The organism is Aciditerrimonas ferrireducens (assembly GCF_023130475.1).
GTDB lineage: Bacteria > Actinomycetota > Acidimicrobiia > Acidimicrobiales > UBA8190 > Aciditerrimonas > Aciditerrimonas ferrireducens.
This window is the reverse complement of sequence record NZ_JAKHEX010000035.1, coordinates 1-14,852: the sequence shown is the minus strand read 5'-3', so window position 1 is coordinate 14,852 and position 14,852 is coordinate 1. Positions and strand designations below refer to the sequence as shown.

General features: G+C 74.2%; 14 protein-coding genes and 1 tRNA gene. 8 read left to right on the top strand and 7 right to left on the bottom strand.

Annotated features, from left to right (window positions below):
• Both Acit_RS12395 and Acit_RS12390 read right to left on the bottom strand, forming a co-directional pair.
• On the bottom strand, nt 1-629 hold a 629-nt coding region (locus Acit_RS12395; RefSeq protein ID WP_248109364.1), incomplete at its 3' end, for a TlpA family protein disulfide reductase.
• 57 nt (nt 630-686) lie between these two features.
• The gene (locus Acit_RS12390; protein WP_248109363.1) at nt 687-950 is read right to left on the bottom strand and encodes a hypothetical protein; all 264 of its coding nucleotides are present in this window, start codon (nt 948-950) and stop codon (nt 687-689) included.
• Between the two features lie 110 nt (nt 951-1,060).
• Here Acit_RS12390 and Acit_RS12385 point away from each other — a divergent pair, with 110 nt between their 5' ends.
• From Acit_RS12385 to Acit_RS12370, 4 genes are all read left to right on the top strand, one after another.
• Nucleotides 1,061-1,465: a BlaI/MecI/CopY family transcriptional regulator gene (locus tag Acit_RS12385; protein WP_248109362.1), complete on the top strand. Its 405-nt coding sequence runs from the start codon at nt 1,061-1,063 to the stop codon at nt 1,463-1,465.
• The gene (locus Acit_RS13745) at nt 1,462-2,481 is read left to right on the top strand and encodes a M48 family metalloprotease (protein WP_248109361.1); all 1,020 of its coding nucleotides are present in this window, start codon (nt 1,462-1,464) and stop codon (nt 2,479-2,481) included. Before Acit_RS12385 ends, Acit_RS13745 begins: the two co-directional genes overlap by 4 nt.
• 106 nt (nt 2,482-2,587) lie before the next feature.
• The gene (locus Acit_RS12375) at nt 2,588-2,905 is read left to right on the top strand and encodes a hypothetical protein (RefSeq protein ID WP_248109360.1); all 318 of its coding nucleotides are present in this window, start codon (nt 2,588-2,590) and stop codon (nt 2,903-2,905) included.
• Entirely contained in the window at nt 2,902-3,534 is a 633-nt protein-coding gene (locus Acit_RS12370) for a hypothetical protein (protein ID WP_248109359.1), read from the top strand. Before Acit_RS12375 ends, Acit_RS12370 begins: the two co-directional genes overlap by 4 nt.
• On the opposite strand, the gene Acit_RS12365 is transcribed toward Acit_RS12370, so the two are convergent.
• From Acit_RS12365 to Acit_RS12350, 4 genes are all read right to left on the bottom strand, one after another.
• Entirely contained in the window at nt 3,501-4,328 is an 828-nt protein-coding gene (locus Acit_RS12365; RefSeq protein WP_248109358.1) for a methyltransferase, read from the bottom strand. The two genes, Acit_RS12370 and Acit_RS12365, sit on opposite strands and share 34 nt — an antisense overlap.
• Nucleotides 4,329-4,440: 112 nt before the next feature.
• Nucleotides 4,441-5,055: a TIGR03086 family metal-binding protein gene (locus tag Acit_RS12360; protein WP_248109357.1), complete on the bottom strand. Its 615-nt coding sequence runs from the start codon at nt 5,053-5,055 to the stop codon at nt 4,441-4,443.
• Between the two features lie 160 nt (nt 5,056-5,215).
• Entirely contained in the window at nt 5,216-5,932 is a 717-nt protein-coding gene (locus tag Acit_RS12355; RefSeq protein WP_248109356.1) for an ABC transporter permease, read from the bottom strand.
• Nucleotides 5,929-6,912 (bottom strand): ABC transporter ATP-binding protein, encoded by a 984-nt coding sequence (locus Acit_RS12350; protein ID WP_248109355.1) that lies wholly within the window; start codon nt 6,910-6,912, stop codon nt 5,929-5,931. The genes Acit_RS12355 and Acit_RS12350 overlap by 4 nt, the downstream gene beginning before the upstream one ends.
• Before the next feature lie 157 nt (nt 6,913-7,069).
• Here Acit_RS12350 and Acit_RS12345 point away from each other — a divergent pair.
• From Acit_RS12345 to purE, 3 genes are all read left to right on the top strand, one after another.
• Nucleotides 7,070-7,142: transfer RNA gene (locus tag Acit_RS12345), tRNA-Arg, on the top strand.
• 106 nt (nt 7,143-7,248) lie between these two features.
• Nucleotides 7,249-8,511 carry a 5-(carboxyamino)imidazole ribonucleotide synthase gene (locus Acit_RS12340; protein WP_248109354.1) on the top strand — a complete coding sequence of 421 codons (1,263 nt, stop codon included), beginning with the start codon at nt 7,249-7,251 and terminating at the stop codon, nt 8,509-8,511.
• Nucleotides 8,512-8,552: 41 nt separating this feature from the next.
• Entirely contained in the window at nt 8,553-9,077 is a 525-nt protein-coding gene (purE, locus tag Acit_RS12335; protein ID WP_282436926.1) for a 5-(carboxyamino)imidazole ribonucleotide mutase, read from the top strand.
• Between the two features lie 505 nt (nt 9,078-9,582).
• On the opposite strand, the gene Acit_RS13300 is transcribed toward purE, so the two are convergent.
• Nucleotides 9,583-12,831: an ATP-binding protein gene (locus Acit_RS13300; RefSeq protein WP_282436925.1), complete on the bottom strand. Its 3,249-nt coding sequence runs from the start codon at nt 12,829-12,831 to the stop codon at nt 9,583-9,585.
• 431 nt (nt 12,832-13,262) lie between these two features.
• Between Acit_RS13300 and Acit_RS12325 the strand changes: the two genes are divergently transcribed.
• A partial coding sequence (locus tag Acit_RS12325) for a right-handed parallel beta-helix repeat-containing protein (RefSeq protein WP_248109352.1) occupies nt 13,263-14,852 on the top strand: 1,590 nt, incomplete at its 3' end.

The following is a 14,852-nucleotide window of genomic DNA, read 5'->3' as shown; positions in this document are numbered from 1 at the left end:
CAGGTGAGGTTCTGGGCCGCGGCGAGCAGGGCGCTCATGGTGGAGGCCGGGGAGCTGTTGATGTAGGTGATCTGGCCTTTTTGGTTGAGCAGGTAGTAGATGTCGAGGTAGCCCTTGGGGTTGTAGGCCTTGGTGAGGGCAGCGGAGGCGGTGCCGAAGGTCCAGTCGGGGTTCGTGGAGGCGGACCCGGCGAGCACCGTGGCGAAGCGGTGCATGGAGGGGCCGCTTTGGCCGAGGTCCGCGGCGTTCTCCACTTCGACCACCCGGACGTCCAAGGTGGCGAGCCGGGGGAGGTTCGCAGCCATGGTCTGGGTGCCGGCCTGGCACGAGGAGCACCAGGTGGTCACGAACCACAAGAGGGTCGGTCGGCCCCGCAGCGAGGCGACCGTCTCTGTGCGCCCCGAGAGGGTCTGGAACGTGCCGTTGGGGGCTTCTTGGCCGACCTGGGGCAAGGCGGTGGGGGTGCTCGTGCTGCTGGCGTGCAGGCCGATGAGCACCCCGATGAGCGCGAGGACCGCGACGCTGCTCAGGCCGAGGCCGAGGTGGCGTCGGCGGCGGGCCTGGGCCTGGGCGGCTTGCCGGCGGGCCCGGTTCGAACCGGCCGTGCCCTGTCGTTGCGCTGGGCTCACGCTCGTTCCTCCTCGTGGGTCGTGGCTGGGGTCGACTGCTCAGGTGGGCTGGTTCGCTCACCCGCGGGTCTCGGACCCAAGGGGCGAGGCCGTCGAACGGCTCTGGCGACGCCGGATAGCGACGCGACGGCCGCCGAGCACCCCGGCCAGGCCGACGAGCGCGCCGAGCAGCCCGAGGACCGCGGGGTTCGCGCTCTCGACGAGACCGACGAGCAAGGGCACGAGGCAGCACCCGAAGAACGCGGCGACGAGCACCCCGTAGGTGAGCGCCGAGCGTCGGCGGGTGGCCTGGTCGCTGGTCGAGCGGGGGTCCCGGCCCACGCCCCCACTCTACTACAGTGTCGTAGTTGTAGGGGGGCGGGTCGCGGGGCGTGGCCCGCCAATGTTTGGGAGGATGGGTGGGCGAACCGAGCCGAGCGAGGGGAACGGTGATGCGGAAGGTGGTCGCGGGGCACCAGGTGGGGTCGCTGGAGGACGCGGTCCTCGAGGTGCTCTGGGGCGCCGAGGAGCCCTTGAGCGGCCGGGAGCTGCTCGCCCGGTTGCCGGGTCGGCGACGGGCCTATACGACGGTCATGACCGTCTTGGGCAGGCTGGTGGACAAGGGCTTGGTGGAGCGGATCCCCGACGGTCGGAGCTTTCGCTACCAGACCCTTGGGGATCCCGAGGAGCTCACCGCCGCCGCTATCGCCCGGCTGCTCTCCTCGGCCCAGGATCCCGGCGCGGTGCTGGCCCACCTGGTCGATGATCTCGAGGACCCCGGCGTAGTCGAGCAGCTCGCGCAGGCGCTGCGGCGTCGGCGTGGGCGCAAGGCGAGCCGGCGGGGAGGAGAGCCGTGAGCCCTGTCGGCCTGGTGGCCCTGGGGGTGGCGCTGTTCGTGGTGCTGCCCGAGCTCGGCAGCCTCGGGTGGATCCAGCGCGGCTCCCCGCGGCTGCTCGCCGCGCTGCAGCTCTCGGGGCTGCTCGGGTGGGCGTTGCTCCCCGCGCTCAGCGCGGGCTGCCTGGGGGACCTGGTGGCGGAGGCGGTGGCGAGTGGGCGCCTGGGCAGTGGGGGTTGTTGGCTGAGCGTGCCGAGCGGTGCCTGGGTGCTGATCGGGGCTGGGATCGGGGGCTTGACCCTGGTCCCGCTCGTGCGCCAGGCGGTCTCGACGGTCCGGGCCGCGCGGCGCACCGAGCTGCCTGCCCTGGTGCGCCGGGTGGCGACGATGCGGGTCGGGGGGCGAGGCGGGGTGGTTTGGGTGGTGCCCAGTGCGCGCCGGGCCGCGTACGCGTCGGGGATCCTGCGGCCGGTCGCGGTGGTGACCAGCGCGGTGCTCGCCCCGCTTGGTCCCGAGGAGCAGCGGGCGGTGGTGGAGCACGAGGCGGCTCACCTGCGCCTCGGGCACCCCCGGATCCTGGTGCTCGCCAGCGTGATCGAACGGGCCTACGGGGCCCTGCCCCCGGTGCAGCGGCGCGCTCGGGCCCTGCGAGGCGCGCTCGAGGCTGCAGCGGACGACGAAGCAGCCCGGGTGGTGGGCGCCTCGGTCCTGCTGCGTGCCCTCACCCGCACGATCCTCGCCGCCAACCAGCCCGCCGGGGGCTTCGGGGACCCCGAGCACCTCGCGGCGCGCATCGAGCGCCTCCAGGCGCCTCCTCGGCGCGCACCCCTGGTCGACCTGGTCGCCGGGGGGCTGGCGCTGGTCCTCGTCGGGCTGTTCGCCTGGCTGGTGTGCCTCTCGGTCAGCGGGCGCCAGGACCTCGGCGGGGAGGTGCTCTGCGGGATCGGCGCCCTTCTCGTGGCGGCACGGCCCCTGCGCAGCGCCCAGCGGTCCTGCCCCGCCTCGCACCACCCCCTCGACACTACTACGAAGCTGTAGTAAGCTGGGGGGCGTGGACGGGTCGCACCCGGGAGCCACACGACCGGCCCGCAGCGGCCCAGCCGGTCCGGTGGGAACGACCGGTGCCAGGAGCGAGGTGAGCACCATGGCCATGACGCAGACGGAGCGAGGAGCACGGGTAGCAGGCCACCGGGAGCCACCGCCGGTTCCCGCCGAGGCCGCCTCGGCGCCGAGCGGGTGGGGGTGGCTGTTGGTGCTGGTGCCCATGGCGATCTGCTGCGGGGGGCCGCTCCTCGTCGGGGCGCTGGCCGCGGCGAGCGCTGCCACCCTGGGGACCGTCGGGGGGATCCTCGGGGCGCTCCTCGCTCTGACCGCCGGGTTCTGGTGGTATCGGCGGCGTCAGCGGGGCGGGGCCTGCTGCGAACCAGGGGCCCGGGGCGCCACCCGGTGGTCGGCCCGGTGAGCACCACCGCGAGCCCCGGGTCGAGGACCAGGCCAGGGCTCAGCGCCCTTCGGGCAGCAGCCCGGGAGGTGCTCGGCACCCCCGGGAGGCGCCTCGCCGCGGTCGTGGCCTCGGCCCTGGTCGCCCTGGCCTACACGCTGCTCCTGCCCTTCGACTTCACCCAGCGGCTCTCCCTGGCGAACTGGGACTACCTCACCGCCTACCAGGCAGCCTGGAGCGTGGCCCTCGGGCTCGGCATGGGCCTGGTGATCGTCATCCAGGTCCACGCCATGCGCAGGATCGCCCGAGCCCGGGCCGCCACCGGAGCGGCCAGCGGGGTGGCCTTCGTGGTCAGCCTCCTGCCGAGCTTCCTCTGCTGCACCCCCTTCGTCCCCTCGGTCCTCGCCTTCGTCGGGGTCTCCGGGCTCAGCCTCTACTCGACCACCGGCACCGTCCAACACTTCTTCGCCGTCCACCAGACCGACCTGCTCAGCGCCAGCCTCGCCCTCCTCCTCGCCACCGGCCTCTGGGGCCTCTGGAAGCTCGCCACCGCCCGATGCCTCGACGCCTGCGGCTGCGAGCTCCCGGAAGGAACCGGCGGCGGTCCGCTCGCCGATCAGGCCGAGGGGATCGGCGGCCGCACGGCCTGAGGGGCTCCAGCTCGGGGCGCACTGGCCGTTCCTCGGCCGAGGAGATGGAAGACCCGGCTGAGCCGCCGGTAGGGGTCGCGGCGGCTGCCCTCGAGCTCGAGGGCCAAGAAGGCCTCGAGCTCGCCGTCGGGGAGGTCCAGGGGCCCGAGCAGGTCGGCGAAGAGCCACCCCCCGTACCACGCGAGGGGCGCTACTGCGAGTGCCTCGAGGCGGGCGGCGAGCGTCTCCGGGGTCTCGGCCCGGGTGGGCAGGCCGAGCACGCCGACCTCGTGGTCCGCGTCGAGCGCCGAGAGGGCCTCGGTCCAGCGATGCCCGAGCGCGAGGCGGAGGGCGAGAGAGGGTTGCTGGAGGGTGAGGAGCGAGACGAGGCCGCCTGGGGCGAGCACCGAAGCGACCCCTCGGAGGAGCGGGTCGGGGTCCTCGAGGTAGAGCAGGACGCCGTGGCAGAGGACGACCTCGAAGCGGCCGGGCACCAGCTGCGGAAGGTCCTCGCCGCGCCCAGGAACCAGCCGGACCCGGGCGGCGACCTCCGGGGGTCCGTCGGCCAGGCGAGTGGCGGCCTCCTCGAGCATGGCCACCGAGGGGTCCACGATGGTGACCTCGTAGCCCTGACGGGCCAAGGGGACGGCCTGGTGACCGGCCCCGCCGCCCACGTCCAGGACCCGCGCCGGCGGCGACGGGAGGTGCCAGGCCAGCTGGTGCTGGACGAGATGGACCCGCACTCGGCCCGTCAGGCTGGCGTCGGCAGCCGTCAGGTAGGCAGCGGCCGCGTCGGGGTCGAAGGCCGGCGGCACGACCGGGAGGATAGAAGAGGGAAGGGGCCGCCAGGTGGTGACCTCCCGCCCATCCAGGTCGACGTCGCGTGTCGGGTGGCGAACGGACGAGGGGCCCTGGTTGATCGGGCGCTCAGGGCCGCCAGGCGGGGCGCCGACCCATGAACGCCACGAACCGGTCGAGCGTAGCGGCGTCGTCGGCGACGGGCTGCTCGGCCCCGAAGGGGCTCCCGACGCCCAGCATGTCCCGGTACTCCGGGCGCAGCATGGAACGAGCGGCGGCGAGCGCCTCGGCGGCCAGGTCGTCGTCGATCGGCAGGTCTTGTCCGGTGGCGGCGGCGAGGTCCCAGGCGTGCGCGACCAGTTCGCTCAGGTACATGTCGACCAGGGTGGTGCCCTGGTAGGTTTCGCCCCAGGGCATCGTGGTGGTGGCCTCGAGCCGATCGTCGGTCCACGCCGAAGCCGCGTCGGCTCCGGCTCGGCGCAGCTCGTCGGGGGCGTCGGCCAGCAGCACGTGAGGGAACTCCTCGCCGGTGGGGGCGACGCCCCGGGCGATGTCGACCGAGCGCCAAGCGGCGCCGACCAGATGAGCGACGAGCGCGGCCACGTCGAACGCCGGGCAGGGGGTCGGTCCGCCGCGCTGGTCGGGGCGCACTCGGTCGGTCACGGTGGCTGCCAGCTCGAACGCCCGGACCAAGGCGTCACGGCGATCCGCCGACCGAGAGGGCGCGGGCGAGGTGGCCTCCATGGGGTGATGCTGGACGGCGGCGAGGCGGAAGGCAAGGACGAAACCAACAAATCAGGGTGTCGAGCGGTCGACACCGGCTCGCTCGGTGCTGGCGCCTCGGGGGTCCGAGGACGGGTCCAGTCCCAGCCAGGCCCCGCATGGCGCAGCCCGAAGGATCCGGTCAGCGGATGCCGGTGACCAGGCGCTCGGGGTCGAGGAGGCCGGTGACAACCCGCCAGCCGACCCGGTCGAGGACGAAGAGGCCGATGCCGAACCCGAGGGCCACCTTGAGGCCGCTCGGGACGATGGCGAAGGCGACGAGCAAGGTGACGGCCACGGTCGGCAGGCTGGCGACGATGGCGAGCTGGCTGGCGGCCCGCAGGTCCTTGGCTCGGGCGGAGATGGCCATGCCCACCCAGGTGGACCAGGCGACCAGGAGAGGCGTGAAGACGAGCTGGACGGCCACGTCGGGAGCCTGGACCACGGTCGAGACCACCTGGGGCTTGGCGAACAGCTCGACCACCGTGAGGTAGAGCCCGAAGAGCAGGTAGGAGACCAGGACCGAAGGCACCAGGACGGCCAGGGCCTTGCCGAGGACCAGTTCGTCCCGGCGCACCGGGGCCGAGAGGAGGGGTTCGAGGGTGCCCTGGGTCCGTTCGCCGACCACCGTGTAGGAGGCGAGGGTGGCAGGCACCAGGCTGGGCACGGCCAGGAGGTAGAGCAGGACGTGGTCGTGGTGGAGGGCGAGGGCTGCCCGGCTCGTCAGGGTGAAGGCCTGGATCAGGGGCTCGACGACGAAGACCGCCGGCAGGATGGCCATCGCCGAGACCACGTTGCCGTTGCGCCGGAGGTCCAGCAGCTCCTTGCGGGCCACGGCCCGCACCCGCCGCAGGTTCATCGCCGCGCATCCTCCTTGCTGACAAGTTGGAGGTAGACGTCCTCGAGGGAGTGCCGTTCCTCGGTCAGCTCCAGCACGTCGGCGCCTGCTGCCACCAGGGCCCGCACGAGCGCCGGAGCGGCGTGCCGGGGATCGTCGACCTCGAGGTGGTAGGTGGACGGGGCGGACGCCCGCCAGCGCTGCACGCCGGGCACCCCGCCGAGGAGGGCCCCCGGGTCGGCAAGGGGCCCGGCGGTGCGGAGGGTCAAGGCGGCCCCGAAGAGCCGGCGGCGGAGCTCGCCGGGCCGTCCGACCCGGCGGAGTCGGGTGGCCAGGATCGCCACCCGGTCGCAGAGCCGCTCGGCTTCCTCCAGGCGGTGGGTGGTGAGGACCACCGTGGCGCCCCCCTGCCGGAGCTCGTCGACCAGGGCGAGGACCTCCCGGGTGGCCCCCGGGTCGAGCCCGGAGGTCGGCTCGTCCAAGAAGAGCACCGACGGCGAGCCGAGGAGCGCCCGGGCGAGCGAGACCCGCTGGCGGAGCCCCTTGGAGAGGGCGCCGCAGGGGTCCCGGGCCCGGCCGGTCATCCCCACCACCTCGAGGACTCGGCGCACCTCGGCCGCCGCATCGGGCAGCTCGCGGAGCTCGGCGAAGCAGCGGAGATTGTCCTCGACGCTCAGGCGCAGGTAGAGCCCGGGGGTCTCGGGCATGACCCCGACCCGCTTTCGGATCGCCAGGGCGTTGGCCTCGGTCACCGCCAACCCCGCCACCGTCGCGTGGCCGGCGCTCGGGGCCACCAGGGTCGTCAGGGTCCGCACCAGGGTGGTCTTGCCGGCTCCGTTCGGGCCGAGCAGCCCGAACACCTCGCCCTCGTGGACCTCCAGGGTCACCTCCTCGTAGGCGACCCGGTCCCCAAAGCGCTTCGTCAGCGCCGAGGTGGCCACCGCCGCGGCCTGGCCCGCGCCGGCTCGCTGGGTCGCCTCGGCCCGGCCTCCCGCTGGCATGCCCGCACCCTAGCCAGGCCCAGCCATCGCCCCGTGGCCCGGCATCGTTCCTTCCGCTCGCGTCAACCCCGGCCGCGTCGACACCGCGAGCACGGTCCAGGTGCCACCGGGCGATGGGCCTCCAGGCAGATACGCTGCTGCGGGCAGTGCCGAGCCGGCCCCCGTAGCTCAGAGGAGAGAGCGACGGTTTCCTAAACCGTGCGTCGCAGGTTCGAATCCTGCCGGGGGCGCGAGCGGTCCCAGGAGCGCGGACAAGGCCCGGGTTGGTTGCTGTGCCCGTGGCTAGTGGGTTTCTGGGCTTCGGAGCGACGGGGTTGCGCCACTATCCTCGGGCCGATGCGGCAGGAGAGGCAGCCCACGGGTGGAGCCGGCTCCCTGGTCGCGCCCACCGAGGCGTCGGCTCCCTCGGCCCGGGTGGGCATGGTGGGCGCAGGCCAGCTGGCCCGGATGACCTACCAGGCGGCCCTGGACTACGGGGTGGCCCTCCAGGTCCTCGCCCGGGGGGAGGACGAGCCGGCGGTGGCGGCTGGGGCCGAGTGGGTGCGCGGCGTGCCGGGGAACTACGAGGACCTCGTCGCCCTGGCGGAGGGCAGCGAGGTGGTGACCTTCGACCACGAGGTCATCCCCCCGGCCCACCTCCGGCGCCTGGCCGATGCCGGGCACGTCCTGCGGCCCGCGCCGGAGGCGTTCGTGGTGAGCCAGGACAAGTGGGTGGTCCGGGAGGTGCTGGGCCCGGCCGGGTTCCCCTTCCCGGCCCACGGTCCGGCGTGGTGCGCCGAGGACGTGGCCCGCTTCGGGGACCGCTACGGCTGGCCGCTCGTCCTGAAGGCCACCCGGGGCGGCTACGACGGCCGAGGGGTGCGGGTCCTGGAGGGGCCTGCGGCCCTCGGGGCGCAGGCCGCCGCGCTCTTCCCGACCGAGGGCCGGCAAGGGGACGAGGGTTCCGAGGGTCCCCCGTGGCTGGTCGAGGAGCACCTCGAGCTGGCGGCGGAGTGCGCCGTCGTCCTGGCCCGTCGACCCAGCGGGCAGCTGGCGTGCTACCCGCCGATCGGCACCCGCCAGGTCGAGGGCATCTGCCGGGAGCTGACCGTCCCCGCCGACCTGCCGACGACCGTGCTCGAGGAGGCCGAGGGGATGGCCCGGGCCGTGGCCGAGACCATCGGCGCGACCGGCGTCCTTGCCCTCGAGTGCTTCTGGACCCGCGACGGGCGGCTGCTCGTGAACGAACTGGCCCTCCGGCCCCACAACACCGGGCACATCACCATGGAGGCCGCCGTGACCTCCCAGTTCCACCAGCACCTCCGGGCGGTCCTCGACTGGCCGCTCGGGTCCTCGGCGCTGCGGTCCCCGGCCGCCACGGTGAACCTCATCGCCACCGACGACCGGGCGACGGTGCCGGACCGGCTGCCCCTCGCCCTGGAGGATCCCCGGGTGCACGTCCACCTCTACGGCAAGGCGCCCCGCCGGGGCCGCAAGATCGGCCACCTGACGGTCCTCGGGGACGACGTCGGCGAGGCCTTGGAACGGGCCCGACGGGCGGCTGGCGTGCTGCTCGGCGCCGAGGTGAACGACCCGGCCGGCGCCGGCAGGAGGGCGTGACCGTGGTCTCGGGGGCCAGCGGGCCACTCGTCGGGATCGCCATGGGGAGCACCTCCGACCAGGAGGTCATGGCGCCTGCCGCCGCCGTCCTGGCGGAGTTCGGCGTGCCCTGCGAGCTGCGGGTCATGTCGGCCCACCGTCGCCCCTTCGACATGCTCGAGTACGGGCGGGAAGCCCGGGCTCGGGGCCTGCGGGTCCTCATCGCCGGGGCCGGGGGCGCGGCTCACCTGCCCGGCATGCTCGCCTCGGTCACCAGCCTGCCGGTCATCGGGGTGCCGGTGCCCCTCCGGCACCTGGACGGCCTGGACTCGCTGCTCTCCATCGTTCAGATGCCCCGCGGTGTCCCCGTCGCCACCGTGGCCATCGGCAACGCCCACAACGCCGGTCTCCTGGCCGTCCGCATCCTGGCGGTCGAGGACCCGGACCTGGCCGAGCGCCTCGAGGCCCGCCAGGCCGCCACCCTCGACGAGGTGCGCCGGGCCGACGATGCCCTCCGGGGCCTCCAGGCCGGCGAGCCCGAGCCGGGCCCCCTGCAGGGGGCCGCCGGATCGGCCCCCGGCGCCTAGCTCCCGCCGCGTTCCTCGGTCGCCACGACCTCCCAGCACCCGGCCCGCCAGCTGGGCTGACGGCACCCCGAACACCGCTTCGCGACCGATCACGGCCCCGTCATCCCCGCACAGCACCAACGGCAGTGTTCATGCCACGGAACGTGCTGACCAGGCGGAGGCCGGTTTGCGCTGCGTATGCGCTCCTCCCCGCACCATGCGGCCGGGTCCCCGGATCACCCCGCTCCGTGGCAGGACGCTGGTGAGCGGTCCCCGGGGACGGGCAGGAGGCGGTGCGCCGCAGGTCCAGACTGCCAGCACACCGACCGTCCCGATGGACCGGGTGAGGGGGAACCAAGGATCGGTATCGTGCCCCTGGTCGAGTGACGCGCCGAGCCCGGCGGACGGCCCCGTTTCCTGGGCGCTCCGCAGGTCCTCGAATGCGCTGGGCCTCGGCGCTGCCCCTGCCGATGCCAGCGGCAACCCGACGGTGTCCGCCTGACGCTTCAGGTAACAGGCGGGCAGCTCACCCCGGCAGGCTGAGGAGCGCCGCCTCGGCCCTCGCCGCCCAGCGGGTCGCCCCGACCCGTCGGCAGCGGGCTGCTGTGGCAGCGAGGGTCCGCCTGGCGGCTGGGCCCTCGCCGAGGCGGGCCTGGAGTTGGCCGACGGCCAGGCCGACCGGCCCGGCCGAGACCGCCAGGCCCCAGCTGAGCCGGTGGCGGTAGGGGTGGAGAAGCTCGAGGAGGGTCGCACAGTGCGTGAGGTCCCCGAACCGGGCCGCCACGAGGCCGAGGAAGGTGAGGGACCCGAGCTGGGCCATGTTCGGCACGAGGCCCGCGAAGCGGTCCTTGGCCAGTGCCCCGAGGACCCGGCAGGCCTCCTCGCCTCGGCCCTGCTCGGCCAGGGCGAAGCACTGGGCCACCTGCCAGACGACCCAGGGCGGCCGGCCGTCCTCGAGAGCGTCGAGGAGGCTCGCGAGCTCCCCGAGGCGGCCCTGCTCGAACCGGATCAGGGCCAGCTGGGCGCCGAGCACCGCGAGGATGCCCTCGGCCGGCGCCCCGCCCTGGCGTCCGGTGTCGTAGGCCCGCTGGGCGGCGATCTCGGCGGCGTCGAGGCCATCGGTCAGCAGGGCCAGCCCCGCCTGGCGCACCTGGACTTCCCACGGGAAGTGCCGGCCGAGCCGGCCGGCGAGCAGCTCGGCTGCGGTGAGCTCCGCTCGGGCCCGGTCCAGCGCGAACCCTTCGAGCAGGGCGTCGGCGAGGAACAAGCGGGCCCGCAGCTCGAGCGCAGGGTCCCGCCGCGCCCTGGCTCGATGGAGGAGCCCAGCGGCGTTGCGGTGGCGGGCGCCGAGGTTGCCTGGCCAGGTGGTGGCCAGGTGGGCCGCCACCCCCACCTCGGCGGCCAGCTGGACGTCCCCGGTGGCCCGGGCCAGGCGGCACGCCTGGTTGACCAGCTGCTGGCGCAGGGCCAGGGGCCGGTCCCAGAGCAGCTCGCCGGCCAGGGCCACGAGCAGCCGGGCCCGCACCGTCGGGGCGAGCCGACGACGAAGGACCGTCCGGGCGAGGTTCTCGAAGCGCTGGTCCGGGCCGGCCACCGAGGTCGGCACCAAGGAGGCCGAGGCCACCACCAGTGCTTCGGCGGCCTGCGTCGGGCTCGAGAGCGCCAGGGCCACCTCGGCCGCGTCGAACAGCACCGGGCGGGCGCGGGTGTCCCCGGCCTGGGCCAGTTCGAACCCCCAGACGAGGAGGGCGCGAAGCGCCGCCGGCCCCTTCGCCAGCCCCGCCGTCTCGAGGACGGTCACGGCCCGGCCGGCGTGCTCGGCGGCGAGGCGGTGATCGCCCCGGGCGCTGGCGGCGCTCGCCGCCGCAAGCCAGTGCCGCCATGTCGGGGCGCGGGCTGTGACCTGCTCTGCGTCGATCCGGTCCCCCGAAAAGCGGTTCGACGAGCCGGCACCGGCCAGCCAGCTCGGCGCCGCCTCGGCCCGGAGGAGGTCCCGGAGCAGGTGGTGGGCCAGGACCACCTGGGGGCTCCCAAAGGGGCGGACCACCAAGCCCAGCCGCTCGCCGGCCACCAGGGCCGACTCGAGCACTTCGACGGAGGCCAGGCCGGCCTCGGCCAGGGCCAAGGGGTCGAGCGAGTCGCCCTGGCCGGCGGCCAGGCCCAGCAGCCGTCGGTGCTCGGGTGCCAAGCGGGCCAGGCGGGCGGCCAGCAGGTCCCGCAGCGAGGGCCCCGGCCCCGCCCCCGACGGGCCCGGCCCACCCCCCAGCACGGCCAGCAGCAGCCCCGGGTTGCCCCCGCTGCGTTCGACGAGCTCGGCGACCACCGTGGCGGAGGGCCGGAGCCCTGCCCGGCTGGCCAGGGTCCGCACCGCGTCTCGTCCCAGCCCGCCGAGGTGCACCACGCGGGCCGGGCGGTCGGGGGACAGGGCGACCAGCCCGTCGGTGGGGTCTTCGGTCCCCGGTTCGGCGCTCAGGACCAGGGCGAGGCCCGGCACCGGCTCGGCGTGCACCAGCAGCTCCAGGGCTCGACGCACCTCGGGCCCGGCCCGATGGACGTCGTCGAGCACCACCAGGGTCGGATGACAGGCGGCGAGCTGGCGCCAGAAGGCCACGAGCCTGGCGACCTGTTCGGCCAACAGGGGATCCGCCGAGCCCGCCGGCGGTCCGGGGTGCGGGTCGTTCGGGGGCTGCAGGCGAAGCGCCGGGCACGGCGGCCCCGGCAGGCCGGCCGACTCGACCAGGTCGACGAGCCCGAGCGGGCTCCTGCCCAGCGCGGCCCAGAGGACCGCGGCGCCCGGAACGGGAGGTGTCGCGACGGCGGCCCGCAGCAACGCGGTCTTGCCGGAGCCGGCCTCGCCTCGGACGATCACGAGCGGGCTGGCCCCGCTCGCTGCTGCCCGCCAGGCACCGGCGAGCAGCTCGAGTTCGGCGTCCCGCCCGACCAGCGACGGGGCCTGGCCCCCGAGCAGGTGGGCATGGGTCGCCGGTCCTCTCGGGTCGGCCCCAAGCGCCTGCAGGTACACCGTTTCGGTTGCCTCGTCGGGCACCACGCCGAGGTCCTCCCGCAGCCGACGCCGGAGCCGGGCGTAGGTGTGCAGGGCGCCGGCCCGGTTCCGCCGAGCCAACTGGCGAGCCATCAGCCGACGGCAGGCCGCTTCGTCCAACGGGTCGAGTTCCGCCAGGCGTTCCAGCGCGGCCAGCGCACGATTGTCAGCCCCCGAGGCCTCGGCGCTCTCGACGGCGCACCACAGGGCTGAGCGTCGGAGCTGGTCGAGCCGGTCCCGTTCCCGGGCGACCCAGTGCCGTTCCAGCCCGGCCAGCAGCGGACGGGCGAGGAGCTCGTCGGCCTGCTCGGCCAGGACCACGGCCTGCTCGTGCTGCCCGGCTGCCCGGGCGGCCTCGGCGCGCGCCACGAGGTCCCGGGCCGCCCACAGGTCGACCCAGGTCTCGTCGGGGAGCACGACCCGATAGCCCAGGCGGGTCATGGGGACCTGGCAGGCGGCGCACAGGACGTCCTCGAGGAGACGCCGCAGGCGGCTCACCTCGAGCCGCACGACGCTCCGCCAGCTGCGGGGGACGTCGTTCTCCCACAAGGCATCGGCCAGGTCGCCGGTCGACAGCGCCCGGTCGCGGTTCGAGAGCAGACAGGCCAGCACGACGGCCCCATGGCCCGACACCGTGGCCTCCCCGCCGTCGCCCGAGAGCCGCCCCTCGCCGAGCAGCGCGATCTCCCGTCGGCGTGCGCCGGCCCCCCGATCCTGGACGACGAACGCCATGTGTTGGAATCGCCTTTGTCGTGGTGCTGCGATGGTAGCCGCTTCGTGGGCGGTCTGCTCTTTTGTCGGATCCCTGCCGACGCAAAGGGCCCGGGCTAGGCTGTTGCCCGTGCCGGGCAGGTGATGCGCAGGGAAAAGTCCTGTGCCGATGGCGGCTGGCGGGAGTCGGTCCTCCGGGGGACCGAGGCCAGTCGTGGCTTGATACTCGTGACGTTCGTGTGCTCTCTCGTTGGGCGGGGCGCATAGCTGGTGCTCCACGAGGGCCCATGCGAGGGCCCAGGTGTCGGGCCTCGGCACGGAAGCACTGGACGCGTTCCGGGACGCGTGGGGAGGAGCACGAACGCATGCAGTCGATGAGGAAAACAACTGGCCGAGCGCGCCGAACGCCCGGACGAGCGCAGGTCGGGTGGCGAGCGAGGAAGGGTCGGGTCTTGGGCGCTGCCCTGTTGGGCGCGGCCAGCGCCCTCGGGGGCGGCGCCCTGCTCCTGGTCGCTGGCCCAGCGGGTGCCGCGACGAGCAGCACGCTCTACGTGTCCCCGAGCGGGACGAGCGGCGGGGCCGACACCTCGTGCCAGAGCGCGGCGTACAGCAGCATCTCGGCAGCCGTCGCCGCAGCCACCAGCGGCGACACGATCACGGTGTGCGCCGGGACCTACGACGAGATGGTGACGGTCCAGGGCGTCGCCGTGACGCTGCAGGGCACCACCGGGGCGGTCATCGACGCTTCGGGGCAAGCCGACGGGATCGTCGTCCAGGGTGCCGCTGCTGCGGGCAGCACCGTCGAGGGATTCACCGTTGAGCACGCCCAGCAGTCCGGCGTCCTCGTCCAGGGCACCTCGAAGGTGACCGTGGCCGACAACGTCGTGACCGACAACGACCTGGCCTGCCAGCCCCAAACCGGCGTCAACGACTGCGGCGAGGGCCTCCACTTGCGGGCGGTCACCGACTCGACCGTCCAGGGCAACACGGTGAGCGGGAACACCGGCGGCATCCTGGTGACCGACGGGATCCCGGCCGGGAGCCTCGGAGCGAAGGCCTTCGGCTACTCGACGCCCTACGCCGGTCCGAGCAGCGGGAACCTCATCGAGGACAACACGGTGAAGGACAACGTCTGGGACTGCGGCATCACCCTGCCCTCCCACAACGCCCTGGCTGTCTCGAGCAGCGGGACACCCCAGCCGACCGAGGGCGGCGTCTATGACAACACCGTCGAGGACAACGTCGTCACGGGGAACGGCACCGAAGGGGGTGGGGGCGCGGGCATCCTCATGGCCGCCCCGTTCCCCGGCACTGGCTCCTACGACAACCTCGTCAAGGGCAACACGGTGAGCGGCAACGGGCAGGCCGGCATCACGGTGCACAGCCACGCTCCCGACCAGGACGTGAACGGGAACCAGTTCGTCGACAACACCATCGGGCAGAACGCCGTGGGCGAGACGAACGCCGGGGCCGGGGTGTTCTCGCAGGGCTCCCCTACCGCCGGTGACCCCGACGCCGGGGTGATCTCCACCACCGGCATCCTCGTCTACTCGGCGGTCCAGCCGGTCACCGGGACCGTGGCGACCGGCAACCAGATCAGCGACGACTACTACGGGATCTGGACCGACAACGTCGAGACCCAGGGCATCTCGGGCAACAGCTTCAGCTCGGTGACCGTGCCGACCTTCGCCGAGCCGGCCCCCTCAAGCGGCTACCTCATGGCGGCCGCCGACGGCGGGATCTTCACCTTCGGGGCCATGCCCTTTGTCGGGTCCGGCCACGGCCTGCCGCTCAGCGCGCCGGTCGTCGGGGTGGCCCGGACCCCCGACAGTGGGGGCTCCTGGCTGGCCACCGCCAACGGCGGGGTCTTCACCTTGGGAGACGCCCGCTTCGACGGTTCGCTCGGTGGGGTGAAGCTGGCGGCGCCGATCGTCGGGATCGCTGCGACCCCGGGTGGTCATGGCTACTGGCTGGTCGGCAAGGACGGCGGCGTGTTCACCTTCGGGACGGCCGGGTTCTTTGGCTCGTTGCCGGGGTTGCCG